The sequence below is a fragment of the Salinicola halimionae genome (assembly GCF_003206065.1).
GTDB lineage: Bacteria > Pseudomonadota > Gammaproteobacteria > Pseudomonadales > Halomonadaceae > Salinicola > Salinicola halimionae.
The window spans coordinates 90,949-113,201 of record NZ_PZJQ01000003.1; the positions used below are offsets into that span (position 1 = coordinate 90,949).

At 58.3% G+C, this 22,253-nt stretch carries 12 protein-coding genes; 2 read left to right on the forward strand and 10 right to left on the reverse strand.

The features are described 5' to 3' along the window. Nucleotides 1-11: 11 nt before the first annotated feature. The 5 genes from DOM27_RS05225 to DOM27_RS05245 all read right to left on the reverse strand — a co-directional run bounded on the left by DOM27_RS05225 (nucleotide 12) and on the right by DOM27_RS05245 (nucleotide 14,806). Entirely contained in the window at nucleotides 12-9,035 is a 9,024-nt protein-coding gene (locus tag DOM27_RS05225) for a malectin domain-containing carbohydrate-binding protein (protein ID WP_188113687.1), read from the reverse strand. 703 nt (nucleotides 9,036-9,738) lie between these two features. Next, on the reverse strand, nucleotides 9,739-11,211 hold the full coding sequence (locus tag DOM27_RS05230) for a protein adenylyltransferase SelO (protein ID WP_110655023.1): 1,473 nt from the start codon (nucleotides 11,209-11,211) through the stop codon (nucleotides 9,739-9,741). Between the two features lie 154 nt (nucleotides 11,212-11,365). Further along, nucleotides 11,366-12,139: a glucosaminidase domain-containing protein gene (locus tag DOM27_RS05235; protein WP_245392595.1), complete on the reverse strand. Its 774-nt coding sequence runs from the start codon at nucleotides 12,137-12,139 to the stop codon at nucleotides 11,366-11,368. A gap of 292 nt (nucleotides 12,140-12,431) precedes the next feature. Then, nucleotides 12,432-14,330 (reverse strand): molecular chaperone HtpG, encoded by a 1,899-nt coding sequence (gene htpG, locus DOM27_RS05240; protein WP_110655024.1) that lies wholly within the window; start codon nucleotides 14,328-14,330, stop codon nucleotides 12,432-12,434. 137 nt (nucleotides 14,331-14,467) lie between these two features. After that, nucleotides 14,468-14,806: a YkvA family protein gene (locus DOM27_RS05245; protein ID WP_245392596.1), complete on the reverse strand. Its 339-nt coding sequence runs from the start codon at nucleotides 14,804-14,806 to the stop codon at nucleotides 14,468-14,470. Nucleotides 14,807-15,320: 514 nt separating this feature from the next. Between DOM27_RS05245 and DOM27_RS05250 the strand changes: the two genes are divergently transcribed. After that, nucleotides 15,321-17,174 (forward strand): transglycosylase SLT domain-containing protein, encoded by a 1,854-nt coding sequence (locus DOM27_RS05250; protein ID WP_245392597.1) that lies wholly within the window; start codon nucleotides 15,321-15,323, stop codon nucleotides 17,172-17,174. 134 nt (nucleotides 17,175-17,308) lie between these two features. Here the strand turns inward: DOM27_RS05250 and DOM27_RS05255 are convergent, their stop codons facing one another. Both DOM27_RS05255 and DOM27_RS05260 read right to left on the reverse strand, forming a co-directional pair. Continuing rightward, nucleotides 17,309-17,887: an exopolysaccharide biosynthesis protein gene (locus DOM27_RS05255; RefSeq protein ID WP_110655026.1), complete on the reverse strand. Its 579-nt coding sequence runs from the start codon at nucleotides 17,885-17,887 to the stop codon at nucleotides 17,309-17,311. 152 nt (nucleotides 17,888-18,039) lie between these two features. Beyond that, nucleotides 18,040-18,456, reverse strand: coding sequence for an NINE protein (locus tag DOM27_RS05260; protein WP_188113688.1), 417 nt, complete (start codon nucleotides 18,454-18,456; stop codon nucleotides 18,040-18,042). A 546-nt stretch (nucleotides 18,457-19,002) separates the two neighbouring features. On the opposite strand from DOM27_RS05260, the gene DOM27_RS05265 reads away from it, so the two are divergent. Continuing rightward, complete coding sequence (locus DOM27_RS05265; protein WP_071232112.1) at nucleotides 19,003-19,209, forward strand: cold-shock protein; 207 nt, start codon at nucleotides 19,003-19,005, stop codon at nucleotides 19,207-19,209. Nucleotides 19,210-19,350: 141 nt separating this feature from the next. Here the strand turns inward: DOM27_RS05265 and DOM27_RS05270 are convergent, their stop codons facing one another. The 3 genes from DOM27_RS05270 to DOM27_RS05280 all read right to left on the reverse strand — a co-directional run bounded on the left by DOM27_RS05270 (nucleotide 19,351) and on the right by DOM27_RS05280 (nucleotide 22,230). Next, complete coding sequence (locus tag DOM27_RS05270; protein ID WP_110655027.1) at nucleotides 19,351-19,791, reverse strand: nucleoside deaminase; 441 nt, start codon at nucleotides 19,789-19,791, stop codon at nucleotides 19,351-19,353. An 88-nt stretch (nucleotides 19,792-19,879) separates the two neighbouring features. Next, entirely contained in the window at nucleotides 19,880-20,803 is a 924-nt protein-coding gene (gene yegS / locus DOM27_RS05275) for a lipid kinase YegS (protein WP_110655028.1), read from the reverse strand. Between the two features lie 236 nt (nucleotides 20,804-21,039). After that, a complete protein-coding gene (locus tag DOM27_RS05280; RefSeq protein ID WP_223162295.1) occupies nucleotides 21,040-22,230 on the reverse strand; it encodes a multidrug effflux MFS transporter in 1,191 nt (396 codons plus the stop codon). Nucleotides 22,231-22,253 lie beyond the last annotated feature (23 nt).

Sequence of the window (22,253 nt, forward strand, 5' to 3'; positions counted from 1 at the left end):
ATAATATCTCACTATAAAATACCGACTTCTACAGCATCATTGACTCCAAGCAGACCCATTTCATCGCTCGTTGACACCGTATCCATCGATTGATCATTTTCCAGCATATAAGCCATCGTATTGCTCGACTGACTAGTACTGGCACTATCGGCCAAGGTAATGGAAAGCGTTGGAGCGGTACGGCCACCACCAGCCGCTTCAATGTATCGAGTGCCTCCGACGCCTTCTATCTTGACCGTAATGACATCTCCCGCATCAAGCCCCCCCTGGTCAACGAGAGAGTTGATTTGATTGGCCAGGTCGGCACCCGCAGTGATCTGCTCACCATCCTGCCATGTTCCTGAAGTCTGCCAGACTTCATTTTCTGCGAGATAGCCTCGATCGGTAACCGAGCCGAACCCATCGCCATTGAGCCTGTTTTCCACCGAGAAGGTCAGCGTCGTATTCGCCGAGTGCGTCCTATCTGACACCCAGTTGATAACAGCACTGTCTACCGTATCTCCGCTGTCCAGATTGACGTTATCGGGTACCGTAAATTGCAATCCGACAATATAGGACCCAATTTCAAGATCCGGGCTGGAGGGACTAAACCCCTGCTCGATGTCATCACTGGCTTGTTCGACTACGGCTACAAAATCATTCTCAGGCTCGCTCTGTTCTGCGGGCAATACCTCCAAATCAAAGCCTGTCGTGGCGGAGTAGCCATCCTCATCGACGACCCTGACTTCCAGCACGTACCGGCCTTCGCCAGAAACAGGCATTCCTGAGAAAGTCTTCGTTTGTGTATCGAACAGAACGCCATCGGGTAGATTCAGGGCTTCATAAGTCAGCCCATCGCCATCAAGATCGACAAAGACATCATCTGGCAGCTGGAACACGAATCCCCCCCCGGCCTCGACTGACTGGTCATCGATCGAATGATTGACGAAGGGTTCGGTATTGACCGGAGCGGTGCCGTCGGCCAGAGCAACATTGACCGGAGCACCATTGGAGATCATATAGATGGGTTGCGAGACCGGGCCTAGGGCCAACCCCTCGGAGGTATTCGGGTTGTCGATGACGGATGCTACGAAACCAAGCGGGAGGGTGTCATCTCCATCAAAGCTGGACGTGCCATTGAGGAAATCACCGTAAGTGAAGGCTTGTGAAACGTCGGCAGTCCCACTTGCCCCGAGTTGCACGTCAACGATCTGGAACTCTGCCGCGTTGTTGGCCGGAAAATCCTTGTCAGCCAAGCGTTCCTCGACGGTAGCGGCAATACCGTTTTGGTCGTTGGCTACCGGCTGATGTCCCTTGGTCATCACTACCCGGACCCATTCACCTGCCGGGCCGCTGACGATGACAGACGGCATCGCGCCGCCATAGGTGCCTTGCTCGCCTGATGACACCCCATTGACGGACAGCTCCGCCGTCAGATTCGGTGATGCTTCGGTGATCTGCACCTGCGCACCCGCCTGACTGCCGTCACTCATCAGTTGGCCCTTGGCCGTGGTGCCATCAGTAAACTTGATGTAGACGTTGGAACCGATGAGTTCTGCACCGGACACACCTCCGACATCCCAGGCTGGCATCGATCCGGTATCGACGCCCACTGCTCCACCCTTGGCGAAGCCGGCAATGGAATTGGGATCCATGTCACCGCTGAAGCCGACCACTTCCCCATTGGTAAAGCCGTTGTCGTCCGTCGCGGAAAACTTCACCAGGGCGCCCCGGAAACCGCCGTTGGCGTTCGGATTGGTCGGATCGGGATCGGTGCCCGGCAGGAAATAATGCTCATAACCGCTGGGCTGAATGGCGCCGGTATTCCCGCCGCTGTTGATCGCCCACTCCTTGAATGCGGCATCCCCTCCCTTGCCATCGGGATCGAAAACACTATCGCCGTACAGCGCCGTGGTGACATCGAAGAAAATGGCGGCGATCTTCTTGTCGCCAGTGTTCTGAACCTTGAACGAGTCGTTGCCGTAGTTCGATACCTGAACATTGTCGTTGCCTGGCGTCACCGTCACGAGCGCCGAACCGAGTTCGCCTTGGCCGTAAATGTCGGTGAGGTCGAGATTGGCCGTGGCAAATATCTCCTCGACCTGCGCGGCCGGTACCGGTGGTATGCCCGTATCGTCGTCGGTTTCCGTTGCCGCGACTTTCAGATAGTCATAGCTGGCATCGAAGTTCGGACCGCTCCCGATAGAGGTCTGGGTAACGCCCACCCCGAACGTTGCGCCCTCGGTGACGATAGCCGTATTGAGCGGCCCGTCAGGTAGCGCCAGCGCCGGCAGCGCGGTCGACCCCAGAGCCTGCCCCGAGGCGTCGAGGAAGGTCATGCTGCCCGAGAAGGTCGCCACCTCGTTGGCCACGCTCGCATCGAGCGCAATGACGACGTCGGCAATCTGCGCGACACTGACACCGCTGGGCAGGCCGAAGGCCTGCTTGGTCTGCACGCCGCCATTTTCGTAGGAATACTCGATCTGCTGGCCGCCGCCGACATTGCCGAACGTGACCTTCAGGTACTCGTCCTGGCTGAGGCTGACATTCATGCCGAGCTGCGAATACTGCGCCGGTAGGGTCGGGAAGGGGTTGCCAAACCTCAGCGAGGCGCTGAAACCGTCTCCACCGGGAATATTGGTGTAATAGTTATCGTTGGCATTATTGCCACCTCCGGCATCGCCGTCGGTCGTTGCAATTATCAGGTTGCCACCGGTTATCGTGGCAGTGCCCGTTTCTTCGGCAGCGGTACCCGAACCGTCAGTGACCCCATCGAACAACGCCTCGAGCGTATCACCATCATTGAATTCGAGGTTGACCGTCGAGGCATCCATATCAGTATCATCCTCGGTAATGCGGCCGATTGCCGTGGCGGATCCGGCATCGATGGTGAAGGCGGTGTCCTCGACACCAGTCAGGTCGACCGTGATATCTGCCGGACCGTTATCCTGATCATCGTTGGCCACCTCGACCGTCAATGTCCCGACGCCGTCGCTGAAGCTTAGCGTGCGTGTCTCGGACGCGCCGCCGATGCTCAGATCCAGAACGACCTCGCCACTGAAAGCCCCCGACGCACCCAGGCCGAAGCTCAGCGCGGTCGTACCGCCATCGCCGTTTTCGACAACGGTTGGAGCATCTGTGATGGAAATCGCGATCTGCGGATCAGGCTGATCGCTCAGATCCGGCGAGGTGACGTTGAGATGGTCCCAACTGACCCTGAAAGAGCCTACCGGGTTGCCATAATCGGTCGAGGTCACCCCGACGGCCGTTTCTCCGTCAGGGTCGATCAGGTTGGCCAATACCGCAGCCGGAAGAGTTTCCGCGACTGCCGTTGCGAAACCCTCGGTCGGCTCGGCACGCAAGCCGCCAATGACGTTATCGTTGGCATCAAGGAACGTCGCAATTGGCGTTACGGTGCCCGCGGCCTTGTTGATGGACAGCGTGAGTTCGATCTTGGCGATATCCGTCAGTCCTTTTGAGTCATCACTCAACATGTCTTCCAGACTGATTTTCGTGTCGATACTTCCCTTCGACCATAGCTGTACCACCGTGCCACCGTTACCACCGAACACCAGCTTGAGCAGCTGATTATGGTTCTGGTTGCCCAAGCCAAAGACGATGCCCTGCTGGGCGTAGTTGGGCACGGTCGTGGTGTCCAGCCCCTGCCCTGCTAGCGCCTCGGGGAAGGGGTTGTCGAAGCGTGACGAGATATTGATCTCGTTGAGGGACTCGTCGCCCAGTGCCACGTTCTTGATGAAGTCATTGGCACTGGGATTGGCCGCCTGGGAGATATCGCCGTTGGATGTCCACACGACCAGCTCGCCATCTTCGACGGTCGTTATGACGGAGTCGTCCAAGACATTTCCCAACGTGCCGTCGAAACCGCCCTCTTCGAGCGGCGACCCTGAATTCTCGAAATCCAGCGCGAGAACGACCCCTTCGCTCGAGTAGCTGGCATAGACCGAGCTGGAGGTCGCACCGTTGCCGTTGTCGTCTCCGTCGACCACCGCATTGGCACCGACCGTGGCGGTAACGGTCCCGGTCTGCCAGCCGCCGTCTGGTGCATCGAAGGTATAGGTGGCCACACCACTGGCGGTGTCGTAAGCCACCAGCGAGGGAGAGACCGGCGCACCACCGGCCGAAGATGACACCGTCACGTCAGAGGCATCGATCTGCGTCTGCGCAATGGCGTCATCGTCGGTATATCGGACGCTGACGATCACTTGCCCATCGCTAGTTTCCGGTGCGTCGATCGACAGAATGCTGGCGAACGGCATGTCCCCATCGACAGCCTGATAGATGGCAATGGCGTTGAACCCCGGCTCACCGGTATCCGCACTGACACCGATCACGATCTTGCCGTCGGTGACGATGACATTCTTGGTCAGGACAACCGGCTGATCGGCACCGCCTGCCTGGGTGAAAGCATCGAAGTTTTCGGCGAATATCTCGCCCTGGATCGTATAGTCACCTTGGCGCTGCCCCGCCTGGGACTGATAAAGCTCAGCGAAATGCAGCTCGACGACATAGACGCCGTTGGGCACTTCATAGGTGGCCGTATACGAACCTGCGGAAGAGTCGCGATAGGTATGGTAGGCCGAACCGTCGAGATCGATACCCCCGCTGTTGCTACCGGTAATCCCGACCTTGCCGTCGATATTGTTGCCTGTTTTGGTGCCTGGCGAGTAGTAATCGGGATTGTCCGCTTCGAGATCGATGCCCAGAATCGGGTCGTCGCTAATCGCACCGCCGTAGGTGTGCTTGTCACCGCCTTCGAGGCTGTTATCGATAGCGCCGCTAGTCGGGCCGACATTGATGGCCCGTTGCAGCGCGCCTTTGACCAGACCGCCTAGGTTCGTGACGATGAAGGCGTCGGTCTCGTAAGCAGCAACACCGAGCCCCCCCGTATCGGTGTAGCTACCGGCGGCAACGCCCACCTCGAAAGAACCGCTGCGCCACGCATTACTGTCCGACGGCGGAGAAATCAGATACTGAATTGTGGCCGTCTTGCCATCGCTGCTGAGCGTAATCGCGTCGCTGCCGGTTGCCAGCGAGACGCCTCCCGGCGTATAGCCGGTGAAGATCAGTTCATCACCGGTGACCGCTTGTACGTCGATGCCCGCATTATCGGTCACCACGACCGTGGCCAGAATGGCGCTGTCGTTATCGAGCGGTTGATCGAGCTTGATCGAAACCACTTCGGGAGGTGTCGTATCCTCGGATGGCACGTAGGCGCCTTCCACCTTCCATACCGCTAAGCCGCTGATTTTGGCCTGGTTGACCGAGGCATCGAAGCCGATGTCCAGCACGCCGTCGGTGACGGTAACGGCATAGGTCTTGATGATCTCGGTGGCGGCGCTGCCGACATCGCCAATGATGTCGTAGTCATCCTCCACCAGCACGTCTTCGACGCTGATGTCGAAGACGCGCGCGCCGGCACCACTTTCGTTTTCCACCCCGTGGTAAATCTCGGCAAAATACATGTCAATCAGATATTCGCCGTTCTCGACTGGAATCGAATAGCCCCACTCCCCGGTATCCAGTGCCGAGCGCTCGGACTGATGCAGTGCCTCGGGTACGCTGCCATCGACGTCGATTGTATTGACGTAATTCTTGGAGGCGACACCGCTGATCCAGCCACTGACCTCCGAATTGGTCATGTCGGATAAAAAATCGACCTGCTGGTCACGTACGGTGACTCCGTTGATATCGGGCCCGCCCGAACTGATCGCGGCAACCGGTGTCAGCTCAGGCGCGGTGGTAATGCGCGTGCCGTTGGCGGTGGAGGTGAAGTGGAATACGGACGCGTCAGTGTCGGGATCGAAGTCGGCAAAGTCCTCGCCGCTGAAGGTGATCGCCGTCTCGCCACTGATGGTGATGATCGCCGATCCCGCTTGATAGCTCACGTCGCTGGCATCGAAAGAAGCGCCCTGGACCAGGATTTCATCGTCGGAAGAGAAATCGGTAATTTCCGTGCCGTCGAGATGTTCCAGCGTTCCCTGGAAGCTGTCGGCGCCGCCGCCCCCGGTAAACGTATTGTCGCCGCTACCGGCGATCATCACGTTGGCGCCGCTATTGCCCGTGCCATGGAAGTTTGCCGCGGAGCCGGAGCCATCGAAGTTCTCGACACTATTATCGAGCGGTGCAAGCTGGGTATCGGTACCCGTATAGACAATGGTATCCACGCCACCGGAGCCTACGACGCCGACACCTTCTGCAGTGGTGGCCGCGATCTCATTGCCGAACCCGTGGATATGCAGACTATTGAAGTTGACCGGCGCCAGCGGCGCACCTTCACTGGTTTCGGCAAGGAAGCCGAAAGCCGCGCCCGATGAGAGCTGGGTATCGCCATCACTGATGATATGCGTACCGGTCAGCACATCCTGTAATACCCCTTCCGGCAGGGTGAAGCTTCCCAGCGGCAAGGCGCTGAATTCGTCCTGACCGTTGAGACGATAATCGGCATGGAGGGCGAAATCATTCGCCATGTCGATCTCGAGACGCAGTTCGACCTCGGTGGTTCCGCTAGCGACCAGTGCCGGTAACGCCACTTGCGCCAGGGTTTGATAGTTGCTGTCGCCGATTTCGTAACCAACCTCGAAGCCCGGCGCGCCATTCACCTCGCCGAATACGAAGCGCACGAAGTTGGCTTGTGTGCCGTCACCGAACATGATGCCGGTCAGTTGGCCTTCCTCCACGCCGCCCGCGGTGGGGATCCAGTTCTGTACCTGGGTGGTTGCGACCAGACGTTGTACATCGTCACTAGGATTGACCCCCACCTGCATGGCGTCACGGACACCATTGCCCGAGCCGACCACGCTGCCGGAAACCACGTTCTTGATCTGGAAGATCGGCGCGTTGGCACCGGGAATGATATTGCCACCGTTGTCGAAAAGCCCCGGAATGCCCTGATCGGGATTGGCATCCTGATTGGGCGTTGAACCATCCAGCGCCGCGCCCATCAGACCGGTATCCGCGAGCGTTCCCGGGTAAGGCGACTCGGTCGGTTGGAAATCCAGAAGGATCGCCTTGTCAGGCGTCAGTTCGAGGCCATTCGTGGCGCTGTATTCGAAAGGGTCATGGATATTGTCCACGCCATCGAGATCATGATCCGTCGGATCGTTGACATCCGAGCCCGCCAACGGCACGGCGCCGTTGTTCGGCTGCAGAATCTCGACCTTGGTACCGCTACCGCTATAAACGGACGCCCAGACTGAGCCACGAAATGCCGACTGATTGTCCCAGGCGGAGAGATCATCACCGATCGAGGTCAGACCCAAGGGGCTGCCGGTCAATTCCAGCGTGACTCGATCGGCCGCTTTCGTTGCCCCGAAACCGCTCGCGGCCTGCATGACACCGTTCTCGTCGCGCCCCATCACGATCAGATCACCACCGCCGTACTGCGATGCCAGAATCGCTCCCGACATCTTGGTATCGCCGTCATCGAAGACAGTCGAGGTGTACTCCGTCAGACCATTGATTGATCCGAATCCCGTATCGAGCGAACCGTCGGTATAGCCCCCTTCCAGATAATTACCTTCGATGGGATTGAGTGCAGCCACGACATCATCGAAATCCGAGGGTATGCCGGCTTCGCCCAGTACGCTCGATCCTTGGATGCTGGAAGGCTTGCCGGGATTTTCGCTGACCAGATAGGCATTGCCGTTCTCGGTGATGTAATACAGCTTGCCAGGGGCCACGCTGATCACGCGACTCGTCAGCTCCCCAGCTCCTACCCCCCCGGAACCGCTCTCGACGGTGGCGAACCAGTCGATGACCGCATCGTAGTGGTTGTCGGATACCAGCAGAAAAGCGTCTTCGACCCCATTCTTGGGAGTAAACAGCAAACCGGATTCGCCTCCGCTGGCGCGCGTCGGATTGGGATGTCCTCCATAGACCAGCGTCAGCGGCTCAGCGAAATCCGGATGCGTCATGCTGTAAGTCGCAGCCCCGCCCTGCCCAGCGGAGAGAATGCGTCCGGCAAGATCGTCAGAGCGCGTGATCTCATGGAACTGGTCGTAATTCTTGGGATTCCAACCGTTCTCGAGGTTGATGGTGTCGCTGCCGTTACCATCGCCATTATTCAGGTTGGTGGCGATATAGCCGGCTTGCTGTGTTTTGTCGATGAGACTGCCGTTGTCCCCCGCTTCACCGATGGGCCGGCCGCCCCAGCTATTGTTGGAGCCATTATCGTACGTCCAGACACGACCGTCTTCTGTGACCTCGACGTCATAAGCGTTACGGTATCCCGCCGAATAGATCTGCACCGGGCCATCGGGATCGATCTTGCCCCCATTGAAGCCATCGTTGCCGCCGAACGGATCATCGTTATCCATCGCACCGGCACGAGAGGGATCATCGAGCGTCGGCACGTCGTAAATGAATTGCCGACCCCCATCCGTCTGGATTTCCATGGTCTTGAGCTGGTCGAGATCGACCTCGAGGATGGCGCCGCTATAGGCCGTCTCCTGCTGGCCGGCGAAGTTGTTCGATGGCGCACCGGTGTTGGAGTTGCCACCACTCGCCACGATAAGCCGCTCGCTTATCAGGTGGCCCGTTCCATCGATTTCCTGGATGACCTCGAGCCCGTTGAGAGCATGGTTTTCCTCGGAACGCGCCAAGCCACGAACGAGATCCACCGCATCCCAACCCTCTTCTGTCTGGGTCAACCGCGTGATGATCCCCGAATTCGTGTCCAGCCCGGTATCGCCTCCACCTCCGCCTGCGCCGATGCGGCTATCGCTCGACGTGACATAAACGGTAACCGCAGGTTTGCCATCGATAATGACCGGAGCGCCGTTGTCATCGAACTGGGACGTCACGTCAATGCCAGTGACTTCGCGACTATTTGAGCCGCTATTCGAGCCATCGTCATTATGATTGGGAATGTTCTTTATCAGTGAAATGGTTTCGGCTTCAGTGACATAGAAACTTGCCGCATTATCCCCATCACTCGGATTGGCGTCGCCAAACGCTACTGTCAATACTTTTACATCACCGCTAACCTCGGTGACGTAAAGGCGGCCATCGACGCCCCAGTCCAGCGCCGTGGGCATATTAAGGGAAATTTTTCCGTTCAGGTCGAGACTGCTTTTAGAAAAATTATTAGTCACCATGAGGAGTCCCTTTATTTCTTCCAGAAGAGAAAACCATTGGCATCAGAGTAGCGGCTATGGAACGGCTCCTGAAATTAGCATATGGTTCAAAGCCAACGAGTAGAGAGATATTCTAAGGCATGCCAAATAATTAGAAAACCAACCATTTATATACTTTAAAGTCAGCCAATAACTGCACGCAACCCCAATCTAAAAACATGAAATTTATCAGCAACCAGCTTCGTGTTAAATAAAACCCGAGCCTTGAAAGAGAGCAATAAACAAGATTGCTGCAAGTGCCGCGAGCAATACTAATGGTTTTTATAACAATAATATAACTGGAATATGACGCAACGCTGCAAGCCATCCAGCTGCTCATTGGCTGGTGAACCACTCGCTCAAGATGCAGTTTCCAAGCTAGTGAACGACCTGTAAGACTTATCGAGTAGGAAAATAGACTACTGCGTTCCAAATTGGTGAAACTTGTCGGTAGGGAAATATGCTACGGAGTCTGGTCCAATTGGCAGGAAGTGTCGAAGGAACGTTGCGACCTTACAGGCGCCATGCCTTTTAGCGCCTTGATAGGCGAGCCAGCTGATGCCATAACGCCGATAGTGCCGGTTCGAAAACCGGCGCTATTCCACAATCAGGGCAACCCGATCCATCAGGATGAACAAGATAGGCAAACGGGAGGCGCGCTGGGTGATGGCGCCTCGCTCCAGATTTCCATGCCCGGCCGACGAAGAAATGGCGACGACAGCAACTCACGGAATGTCTGCAACGGCCGGGTATCGCCTTCCTGTGCCGCTTCGATTACCTGCTGAGCCAGATGAGTACGCAGGACATAGAGTGGATTGACCCGGCGCATCGCCGCCAGCCGCTCCGTCTCTCCGCGAGATTCATGCGATAGCCGCTGACGATAACGCTCGAGCCACTCGTCGAGCTTGTTGCCCGGGCCGGAGCTTTCGATTTCCCCTGTCAAAGAAAGGCCTCCGACGACGTCCTGATCACTCAGGGCGCGAAAACTGCGGTGAAAATCGGCCCGCGAACTTTCGAGCAGTGACAGCCAATCCTGAATCAACTCCCCGTCGCTCTCCTGCTCGGTTTCGAGTCCGAGGCGGCCTCGCATCAAGATGGCATACGCCGCTTGAAGTGTCGGTTCGTAGCTGTCCAGTATCTCACGCAGCCGATCCACCTCGATCAAGGGCGTCAGCGACTGCCCCAGCACGGTCAGATTCCATAACCCCACGCCAGGCTGCTGATCGAAGGCATAGCGACCGGTCGCATCCGTGTGATTAGGCGTGAGGTTGGACTCGAAACGGTCCATGAACGCATAGGGGCCATAGTCCAACGTCAGCCCCAGAATCGACATGTTATCGGTGTTCATCACCGCATGAACGAAACCATAGGCCTGCCAACGAGCGATCAACTCGGCGGTTCGCGTCACCACGTCCTGGAAGAGCGCTTCCAGCGGCGAAGCCTCCTGCGCGAGGTCGGGGCGATGACGATCGATGACATGACGCATCAGACGCTCGAGATCCTCGACACGCTGCTGGTGATAGAGCCATTCGAAGTGGCCGAAGCGCACATGGCTTTCGGCCAGCCGCAATAATGTCGCCCCTGGCTCGACCCGTTCTCGCATGACTTTTTCGCCGTTGACGGCAACGGCCAGCGCCAACGTGGTCGGGATCTTGAGCCCGGCCATCGCTTCGCCAGCGAGATATTCCCGTATCGATGAGCGCAGCACCGCTCGGCCGTCACCGAAGCGCGAATACGGCGTCTGCCCCGCCCCCTTCAAATGCAGGTCGACCGGGCCCAACGGCGTCATCGCTTCACCCAGCAGCAGGCCGCGTCCATCACCCAGCGCCGGGTTATAGGTACCGAATTGATGGCCGGTGTACTTCTGGGCCAGCGGATCCATGCCTTCCAGCAGCCGCTCGCCACTCATCAACGCCGTCAACCGATCACGATCGATATCATCCACTTCCAGGCCCAATCGAGTTACCCCGAGCGGGCTAATATCGAGCAGTCGCGTACCGCGCCTGGGAGTCGGTGTCACTCGGGTGAAAAAATCGTCGGGGAAACGGGACCAGACATTGTCGAATGTCAGTGCCTCGAGGGACGTTTCGCTGGCCATGGCGGCCTCCTCGGGTTGGCAGAAAGTCGCTGTAGTCTAGCCCAACTGGGCAAACACACACGAACGCTCCATCATGAAGGCCACCCGGGACCGATCAGGCACCAGGGCCAAATAGCGGCCGCGCGAGAAGACAATAATAATCGGGGAAATCGGATCAGGCCGGACTGTCAGTCGTGAAGGCGTTGTCGGCACCATGCGTGCGTATCAACTCACCGTTGGTGCGCAGCAGCGACAACAGCTGGCGCTGATAGTCTGGCGATGTGGAATAGTTGTGTAACGTACCGATCAGCTTCTCGGCGGAGATCGATTTGCCGGTCGCGGCCAATGCGGCCCGCTGTCCGCGAAGCTGCGCATAGGCGCGATGAGTATTCAGGTTGTGCAGATAGGCACCGACGCCATCGCGCACGCTCCCGAATACCTGAAAACGGCGTGAAGTGCCGTGCTGCGCGATGCCGCAGCCGGTGCTGAAACAGCGCATGCCGAACAGGTTGTTACTATCCTTCGCCAGCCTGGAGGTTCCCCAGCCGGACTCTTCCACCGCCTGAATGACGACCATCTCCAGCGGTACGGTGTTGACCCGCGCCAGCAACTCCCGGCTAACCTTGCCCGGGGAGCACTGCACGCCGTAGTCATCACATAGCCGAGCCAGCCGTCGTTGCTCTTCCGATGTCATGGGATTGATACGCGTATGCACGCCGACAAGCCAGTTACGATCGCGTTGAATACGCGCATTTTCCGCCTGTACCAACGGCACCAGCATGCCCAGGAAGGCAGCCTTGCGCTTCGGGCCAGCCTTGATCTCGGTCAGATCCGGCAGCTCGGTAATCGGGTCCAGCGCGGGCGGTTGAACCCGCGTATCGAGCGTCTGCACGGTTTCGGATATCGACTCGCCATGAGCCGCCATCGGAAACGTCGCCAAACTGAGCACCAGACAGAATCCCGCAACGACCGTCGCGACCCTCCTCGAGTGCTCAGCGTCTGCTTCACCGCGAGATCGATCTCGATCCGCGACGCGTGAAAAGCGTGATGAAGAAAGTCGGGTAAAGACCGGCAAGAAGGATCGCGACATACTCGCTCCCCCATTGAGAAGAAGACGGCAGGTTATCAGCAATTAGCCGCAAGGTTGAGGAAAAAACGTGCAAGATGAGTTTTTTCAGAAACGCGACGGCCGGCCACGAAGGCCGGCCGTCAAGGTTCAGAAACGGATCAGACGAAGGTGATCAAGCACTTAGCAGCGCATTGAGACGCTTGACGTAAGCCGCCGGATCGTCGAGATGACCACCCTCGGCAATAACGGCCTGATCGAGGAGAATGCGCGCCAGATCGTCGAAGTGACCCCCTTCGATGCTCTCGAGACGCGACACCAGTGCGTGCTCGGGATTGAGCTCTAGAATCGGCTTCACTTCCGGCATCGGTTGCCCGGCGGCTTCCATCATCCGCCGCATCTGGAAGCCCATCTCGTGTTCCGGCAGCACCACGCAGGCCGGCGAGTCGGTCAGTCGATGGGTCACCCGTACCTCCTGAACCTCGTCGCCCAATGCTTGTTGCACGCGCTTGACCAGCCCTTCCTTGGACTTGGCGGTTTCCTCTTGAGCCTGCTTCTCGGCTTCGTCGGCCATATCGTCGAGTTCCAGATCGCCCTTGGCCACGTCGGCGAAGGACTTGCCGTCGAACTCGGTGAGATGGCTCATCAGCCACTCGTCGACTCGGTCATGCAACAGCAGAACTTCAATGCCTTTCTTGCGGAAGATCTCGAGGTGCGGGCTGTGGCTCGCGGCCTTGAACCCGTCAGCGACGATGTAATAGATCTTCTGCTGTCCTTCCTTCATGCGCTCGACGTATTCCGAAAGCGACTGATCCTGAGTCGTGCTGTCGGTATGCGTGGTCGAGAAGCGCAGCAGGCCGGAGATCTTGTCGCGGTTGGCGTAATCTTCCGCCGGCCCTTCCTTGAGCACATCACCGAAGGTGTTCCAGAAGGTCTGATAGGCTTCCTTGTCCTTCGACAATTTCTTGAGCATGTCCAGCGCACGCTTGGTCAAGGCGGACTTCATCGAATCCACCTGTGGCGACTTCTGCAGCAGCTCGCGGGACACATTCAGCGGCAGGTCCCGTGAATCCAGCACGCCCTTGATGAAGCGCAGATAAAGCGGCAGGAATGCTTCGGCATCGTCCATAATGAAGACGCGCTGAACATAAAGCTTGAGCCCACGCACCCCGTCACGCTGGTAGAGATCGAACGGTGCGCGCTCGGGAACGTAGAGCAGGCTGGTGTATTCGAGCTTGCCCTCGACCTTGTTATGGCTCCAGATCAACGGGTCGCTGAAGTCATGAGAGATGTGCTTGTAGAAAGCCTTGTATTCGTCATCGCCGATGTCGGCCTTGGGGCGAACCCACAGCGCGGTCGCTTCGTTGACGGTCTCCCAACTGACGGTCTCGCTGCCGTCGATCTCATTACCCTCTTCATCGTGCGCCTTTTCGACCTTTGGCATGCGCACCGGCACGTCGATATGGTCGGAGTACTTGCGTACCAGGTTCTTGAGACGGAACTCGTCGGCAAATTCCTTGGCGTCTTCCTTTAAATGCAGCACGATCTCGGTGCCGCGCTCAGGACGGTCGATATCGGCGATGGTGAATTCGCCCTCGCCCTTGGAACGCCACTCGATACCCTGGTCGCTACCGGCGCGGCGGGTACGTACCACCATTTCATCGGCAACGATGAAACCGGAGTAGAAACCGACACCGAACTGACCAATCAGCTTGGCATCCTTCTGCTTCTCGCCGGAAAGCTGCTTGAGAAAGTCGGCCGTGCCGCTCTTGGCAATGGTGCCCAGATTCTGAATGACTTCGTCACGATTCATGCCGATTCCGGTATCACGCACGGTCACCGTGCCTGCTTCGGCATCGTGTTCGATCTCGACACGGAGTTCGGCGTCGCCCGCGTAGAGCCCATCGTTCTCCAGCGCCTCATAACGTAGCTTGTCGCAGGCGTCCGCCGAGTTGGAAATAAGCTCGCGCAGAAAAATTTCCCGATTGGAGTACAGGGAGTGGATCATCAAGTGGAGAAGCTGCTTGACTTCGGTCTGGAAGCCGAGAGTTTCTTCTTGAGTCGCAGTGGTCATTGATGGGCCTCTTGACGCTAGTACGTAATGAATACGAAACGGAATAAACCGAATGCAATAAGGATGTTCAGCGATATGGGGCTGGCTGATGCCATTTCAAGCCCGTACTTTTCAAACTCGTTTGTTCAACAAGTCATTTAGTCGGCGACGACATCCTGGTCGTCGTCGATACCTTTCCAGCGGCGGTAGTCGCCCATTGCGCGGTCGACTCGGGTCAGCAGCCAGCCCACGATGAAGACGTCATCGACTAGACCGATGATCATCAGAAAATCGGGGATCAGATCCAGCGGCGATACCAGATAGACGAAAGCCAGCGCCATCCAACCGAAGGCTGCCCAAGGGATCGGCCGATAGCGTCCCCGGAACACATCCATGGACATCGGCCCGAAAACCCGAAAAGCTCGCCCGATACGAGCCAAGGCGCCACCGCGCTGCTTGAGTCGGGAAAACTGTGTCACAAAACGCCAAGGGTTCATGAGGGACCTCCGATGAGGATGTTAGGCGCAGAAACATTCGATCGACATCGACCTGAAGCTTAAATGGTCACGATGCGCGCCAGATTCAACGTTACCGTCACGAAAGATCGTTCAGATCGACGCGTCGGGACGCCGCCAAGAGTCACGCTCAAGGACGACGTCATCCAGCCGTCTTAAAATCTTCGCTACCAGACACTACCCAAGCCGGCCACCATCGGCGACGATGGGCGCTGAGTCGACCTCCCATGCAACATCTGAGTCGACATCCGATGAGTCGACGTCGCTTCGAGGCGCGTTACGATGGCAGCCCCCTCCGTGACGCAGTCTTGCCAAGAGCGCGATCTGTACAAGCACGCGCTTCGTAGAACAGCGCTTCGAGAAAGAGAGAGACCCAATGCCCGCATTGCCTATCCGCAGACGTTGGTTGAGCTGGTGCCTGGCAGGCGCCATGGGAGTGAGCGCCTCGGCCAGCGCGGCCGTCCCATCCAGTGTGAACACCAGTAACGATCAAGTCATGAAGCAGGCTCTGGATGCCGCTCGCGACCGCCGTTGGGGGGATATCAATCAGCCCGCCATTCAGAATCACGTGCTGGCCGGTTACGTCGAATACCATCGACTCCGCGCCCGGCTTTCCACCGCCTCGGCGGCAGAGATCAACGACTTCATCGTGCGTTACGGTGACTCTCCGCTCGCCGACTGGATGCGTGGCGCGGCTCAGACTCAATTTGGCAAGCTGGGACGCTTCGAAGATCTGCTGGCCATCAGCGATGGAGAGCCCTCCAGCACCATTCGTCAGTGTTATTACTATACCGCGCTGCTCGACAAAGACCCTGCTCAGGCTGCCGCGGGCGGCGAAGCACTATGGCATGTCGGCGCGTCGCAGCCCACGGCCTGCGACGCCCTGTTCTCGACGCTCGAAGACCGCGGCGTATTGACCGATGAAGACACCTGGGAACGCATGATGCTGGCCTGGGAAAACGGACAGAGTGGGCTGGTTACCTATCTCGAGCGTGGTCTCGGTGATTCCTGGCAGCGAGCGCTCGACAGCTTCGATCATGTCCGGGGCAATTATACGGCCGTCACCCAGGTCCCGTTGGATCTTGGCCCTCACGGCGAGGCCAGCGGCGCATTGATCACTGCCGCGATGCACGGCCTGACCCGCGCAGACACCGAAGCTTCACTTGAGGCATGGCGCAAGATTTCATCTCACATCTCACTCACTGAAGACCAGCGCGATCGGATCGAGCATGACTTGGCGTTTTATTCGATGGTTCGCGATGTCGGTAATAACCAGGGCTGGGTCGACGCGACCCTACCGCGCTTGGCAGATGCCGATTTGATCGAACTCCGGATTCGCAATGCGGTCACCGAGGGTAACTGGGGCAACGTCGCCCGTTGGAGCGAAGCGCTGCCGCCGGATGTGCGCGCCGAGGCGCACTGGCAGTATTGGCTCGGCCGCGCGAGCGAGGCGATGGGCAACGACGCCAAGGCCCACCAGGCTTACCAATTGGCCGCCAGGGATCGCAGCTTCTTTGGCTTTGCTGCCGCCGATCGCCTAGGGCAGCCCTATCAATTGCAGATGGCCAATACTGACGTCACTACGCTTCAGCGAGAGCTGACGGGCATGCTGCCCGTGGTACAGCGTACCGAGGCGTTGATGCGGATCGGCGAAGAGGGGCTTGCGCGCAGCGAATGGTACACCGCTGCCGCCCGCGACACGCCAGCTCAGGCCGAAGCGCTGGCAGATTACGCCATTCGTCAGGGCTGGTACGGCATGGCGATCCAGACCACTATCGCCGCCAAACAGTGGGATGCCCTACCATGGCGGTTCCCGGCCGCCTACCGTGATTCGTTCCTTAAATGGGGCGAAACCAACCAGGTCGATCCCTACTTGCTAATGGGTATCGCGCGGCGCGAGAGCGCTTTCAACCCCTTTGCCGCGTCACCGGTCGGTGCCCGAGGTCTAATGCAACTGATGCCCGGCACTGCCGATCATGTCGCTCGAGGGCTCGGGATCAGTGCCCCCAGCATGGCGGAATTGTTCGAGCCTCAGATAAACATTCGTCTCGGCAGCACCTATATTCGCTCGATGCTGGAGCGCTACCGCGGCAATCGAATTGCCGCAACGGCGGCCTACAACGCCGGCCCTCAGCGGGTGGATCGCTGGCTGACCTCCGCACCACCCGAGTTCGATCGTTTCGTCGAAAGCATTCCGTTCCGCGAGACTCGCGACTACGTGCAGGCGGTGCTGGCATACCGGGTGATTTTCGAAAGCCTCGCCAAGCAAGGCGACACCCAAGGCGTCGCCATGCTGTCTTCGGCCGAGCGCCAAGGTAACTACGATCCTACGCTGATCGCACGTAACTGAGGCTAGGCCTTACCCCAGCCCTTTGCGACAGCAAAACGCCCCGGCCGTCCAGGAATCAGCTCAACTGATTCGTTTAGGACAGGGCCGGGGCGTTTTTCGATGAGACTCGAGAGTCACGGGATTGATGAGTCGATCTATAACAACCAGATACCGATGCCGGCTCCCCCCCCTAGCGTGACGCCGAGCCCCATCAGCATCATCAGGCCGTCCCCCGCCGTCAGCCCCAACGCCATGATCGCGATCGCCAGCGCCGGTATGGCTGCCGCGAACGGCAGCAGTTCCAGCGGGATCATTCCCAATCCGAGTACGACCATCAGCAGGGCAAGCAGACGCTGAGTGACATCTCCTATCAGCCAGCGCAGCCGAGGCTGCAGAAAGCGATCGATGCGACGCGTCCAGGGTTTGGCCCGTTGTGTGACACGGTGCCAGCGGTCATGACTGACGCCCCGTTCACCCAACACTTTGGGAAGCCATGGACTCTTGCGCCCGAACACCAGTTGAATCGCCATCAACGCGATGAAGATACCGCAGGCGCTGGGCACTCCCGGCACGCCGCCGGTTGGCAACAACGCGATCAAGGCCGGTAACAGCACTACCGGCCCGAATCCCCGGGCATTGAAGGTATCGATGATATCCTGCAGCGTGATCGTGTCGTCCGCGACCTGGCGGTCGAGCGTTTCGAAGATATCGGTAAGCTTCATTCGCTCCGACATGCGTCACCTCCTTGTGACATCGTCTGTGGCATCGTCCGTGACATCGCCCTATGCCCCTTTGACGTGGCGCTATGACATTCTCCCCGCCCCGGAACATCGAATGTTGACTCCGGACGGGCTTCCGCAAGCTCTGCGAGAGCCGTTGATCCACGCTACAGCCCGCGCCGCGCGTGTTTGAGCGAAATCTGATCATTGAGCGTCCAGAAATCGTAGAGCACCCCGACCAGGAACAGACCACCGGTGAACAGGTAGATCAATCCTGTAATCCATTTTCCCATGTACATCCGATGAACACCGAATACTCCCAGGAATGTCAGCAGGATCCAGCCCAACGTGTAGCTGATCGGTCCGGCTCGAAAGCGTAGGTCCGCCTGCCGATCCATGCTTGGAATGAGGAACAGATCGATCAGCCAGCCGATCCCGAATAACCCCAATGTCAGAAACCACAGCGTCCCGGTAACGGGTTTACCGTAGTAAAAGCGATGGGCTCCGGTAAATCCGAAGATCCACAATAGATAACCGATGACCTTGCTGTGGGTGTCGTTGAGACTGATTTCGCGTTGCACCACGCACGTCACTCCTGACTTGTCCGATGAATAAAACGGGCGGCACTCGCCGATCGAGGCCGCCCTTTTCGAGGTGAGCGATAGCTTACCCGAGACACCTGCCCTGACGCATGCCTGATCATGACGTCAGAATGGAAACATTCACTGTCCGTGTGACGAAATCCGCGAATCGCGCCGCGTCACTACCGGGAAGGCGTCAATTGTGACAGGGATATATCAATCTTCTTAAAAAGAGTTAATAAAACCATACTGCATGACGCGATCAGCCCGAAAAATCGGCTCGAACGACTATAGACGCGCGCAAAATTTCCCACTATGGTTCGAAAGCGGGGTATGGAAAACGGCTCTATCAAAGTCAAGACGCTTGCGCTTGCCCAGGTATGGCCACCAATGCAACATTCGTTGCGTAGGTTTGCAGGTAGAATGTCGTCGGTTGTTAGTCGATTTCGTCCAACTCCTAGTGCGCATTCCCCCCTAGCCTGACCACGCGTTTCGGGCATCCCCCCGGGAGGCTCGGGTACATCACTATGCAAGTTAAGGATATCGACAATGGCAACTGGCACTGTCAAATGGTTTAACGACACTAAAGGCTACGGCTTCATCTCCCCAGACGACGGCGGCGATGATCTGTTCGCGCACTTCTCCGAAATTCAGGCAGACGGCTTCAAGACTCTGCAGGACGGCCAGAAGGTTACCTTCGACGTCACGCAGGGTAAAAAAGGCCTTCAAGCCGCCAACATCAAGGTATCTGGCTAGTCCCAGTCAATGGTCACAGACGCCGGGACTTCGGCCCCGTCGCCCGACCGCCTTGAACAAAGCCCACCTCTCGGTGGGCTTTTTAGTGCGCAATCCAGCGACGCTCAAACCAACAAGTTCGCTGCGTTCCGGCGACTCGGCTCAAGGCTCGCCGATGTCCTCGTTCCAGACGTCCGGGTAGGCCGCGATGAACTGCGTCATCAGTTCCCGACAGGTAGAGTCATCGAGAACCTCGATCTCGACACCGCGCTCGCGCAATAGTGCCTCTTCCCCCAGGAAAGTGCGGTTCTCGCCAATGACTATTCTGGGGATGCCATACAGGAGAATCGCCCCGCTACACATCGAACATGGCGACAGCGTGGTGTAGAGCACCGAATCACGGTAAATCGAGGCAGATAGTCGACCGGCGTCTTCCAGGGCATCCATCTCCCCGTGCAGAATGGCGCTGCCCTTTTGCTGGCGCTGATTGTGCCCACGACCAATGATCTCGCCTTGGTGCACCAGAACCGAACCAATCGGAACGCCACCGTTGTCGAGACTGCGTCTTGCCTGATCGATAGCAGCCTGCATGAATTCGTCCATTCAAGCCTCCTTCTCCATTCACTCGCCGGTCTGTGCTTGCCGGTGTGTTCTCGCCGATCAGGGCTTCCACCCTTTTAAGCGCTGGTGATCATTCGGACTGATGCAATAAAGGGCAGTTCTCCGGCACCACCAACGGCAGCGCATCACGATCCAGCGACGCACGGAAATGCTCGTAGCGCCGCGGTTCACCGTCGAGATTCAAGGGAAAAGCCCCATCACTGTCGAACTCGACCCAAGGCACGCGCAGATAGCGTACGAACTCACCGTCCTGCGGCAGATTTTCGAGTTCGTCGATGATCCGCTTTAGATCGCCCAGCGAGTTGAAATGACGTACAAACAATAACTCGAGCAGACCATCGTCCAATCTGGCGGAAGGCGCCAGACGCTGACCACCCCCAGCCTGAGAACCATTGCCGATCGCCAGCATGAACAAAGGAACTCGTGCCTCACCGTCCGGCCAGCGCATATGTCCTTCGTAGGGTTGGTAATTCCATGCTTTCAGCATGCCCATCAGGGAATAGGCGCCTCCCCCCAGAAGTCGCTTGAGCCCTACCGGCGTCGAAGTAGTGATCTCAGCCCCGAAGCCGCCGGATGCCACATTGATAAAGGCTTCGTCATCGAGCTTGCCGACATCCACCTGGCGAATGGAGCCCGTCAGTGCCAACTCGAGCGCGTCCCGCGGCGCCATCGGCACGTTCAGCCCGTTGGCAAAGTCATTGGCGCTTCCCAATGGCAAAACGCCTAATGCCGGACGCTGGTCGGGGAGCTGGCGCATCAGTCCTGCGACGATTTCGTTGATCGATCCATCGCCGCCACCGGCGACGATTCGCGTCGCCCCGGCTGCGACGGCATTATCGACCAGCCAATCCCCATCACCGCCCTCCCAGGTCACACGAACCTGGAGATCGTGTCCCTGACGGCGCATAGACTCGACCGCCTGCCGGATTTCCGGCTGCTGCGCCGATTTACCGTTTAGAATCAACCATGTGCTGTCCTTGCCATGACTGGCCATACCAATCGCTTCCTTTCCTGGGCCCGACCAATTACCGACGTCGTGCCATGATCTTCCACGGCTTCGTTGCCGCCAACCGTCTCATTCTAGCGTGTTCCGCCCATGTCGTTTTCGAGCCCGTTAAACCGCACTCTAACGCAGCACTGGTCTATCCGACGTCTCGACGAAAGACCTACGTTCGTGCAAGGCGATGAGGCTGTGACACTCGCCATACTGAATCTTTCCATCGACGGTGATCACTCGCTGGAATCGGCGTATTCCGTCACTCGATTTGCCAGTACCCACAGGGCAATCCCGCCCCCGCAGCAGATCCATGCCAGCGAAACCTGTGGCGCCAAGGGCGTCATCAGCAATAGCGTTGCCACAGAGGCACCGCCGCCCAGTTGAATAGCTCCCAGCAGCGCCGCCGCTGTCCCCGCCCGTTCGGGAAACGGCTCCAGCGCCAGACTGGCCGCCGCCCCCAATACCATCGAAAAACCGACCGAGAGTATGGCTATGGGCCCCATGAAGGTCACGATCGATACGGGTACGGTTCCATAGAGGCAGGCGATCAGGGCGCCCCCGCCAACGACGACGACCAGGCCCCGCTGCACCGTCGACTGTCTTCCCCAGCGTGCCATCAGCCTCGGCACGATGAAGAATGCCACCGTACTGACCAGAGCGTTGCCCCCGAACCATAAGCTGAAGACCCACTCCGGTTGGCGCAGTTGATCCATCATCACTACCGGCGCCGCTGATACATAGACGAGAATCGCCGCCATCATCGTACTAACGAGAATGGCGTAATAGAGAAACCGGCGGTTGAACAGCACCGGCCGATACCGTGACCACCGGTAGAGGCGCTTTTCAATGAGCGTACCGGGCGGTCGAGTCTCGCCGAATCGCCAATACACGCTCAGCCATAGCAACCCCGCGAAGCCGGTCATGAAGGTGAAGTTACTGCGCCACCCCAACGCCACGGTCAGCGCTCCACCCAGTACCGGAGCCAGCGACGGCACCAACGTGAGCGAGCCATTGAGATAGCTGTAGAGCTTGGCGCCTTCGGTCGGCGTATAACTGTCACGGACGGCCGCAAAGGCAACGGTCACGGAAGCGCAAGCGCCGAGCCCCTGGAGTATTCGCGAGAGGTACAGCATTTCGATCGAGACCGCCGTCATCCCGACCAGCGCCGCCACCATGTAGATGGCGACGCCGCCCAGCAGTACCGGGCGACGGCCGAAGCGGTCAGTCAACGGCCCCACCAGCAGCTGCCCGACGCCCACGCTCATCAAGAACAGGGTAATGGTCAATTGCAGCGCGGCGCGGGATCGTTCGAACTCATCGGCCATCGCCGTCAGCGCGGGTAGATAGATGTCGATCGCCAAGGGCGATAACATCACCGCGCCCATCAAAATCCAGAAAGCCGGACGTCCCTCACGTGCCTGCATTAACATCTCGCCACGAATTCAAG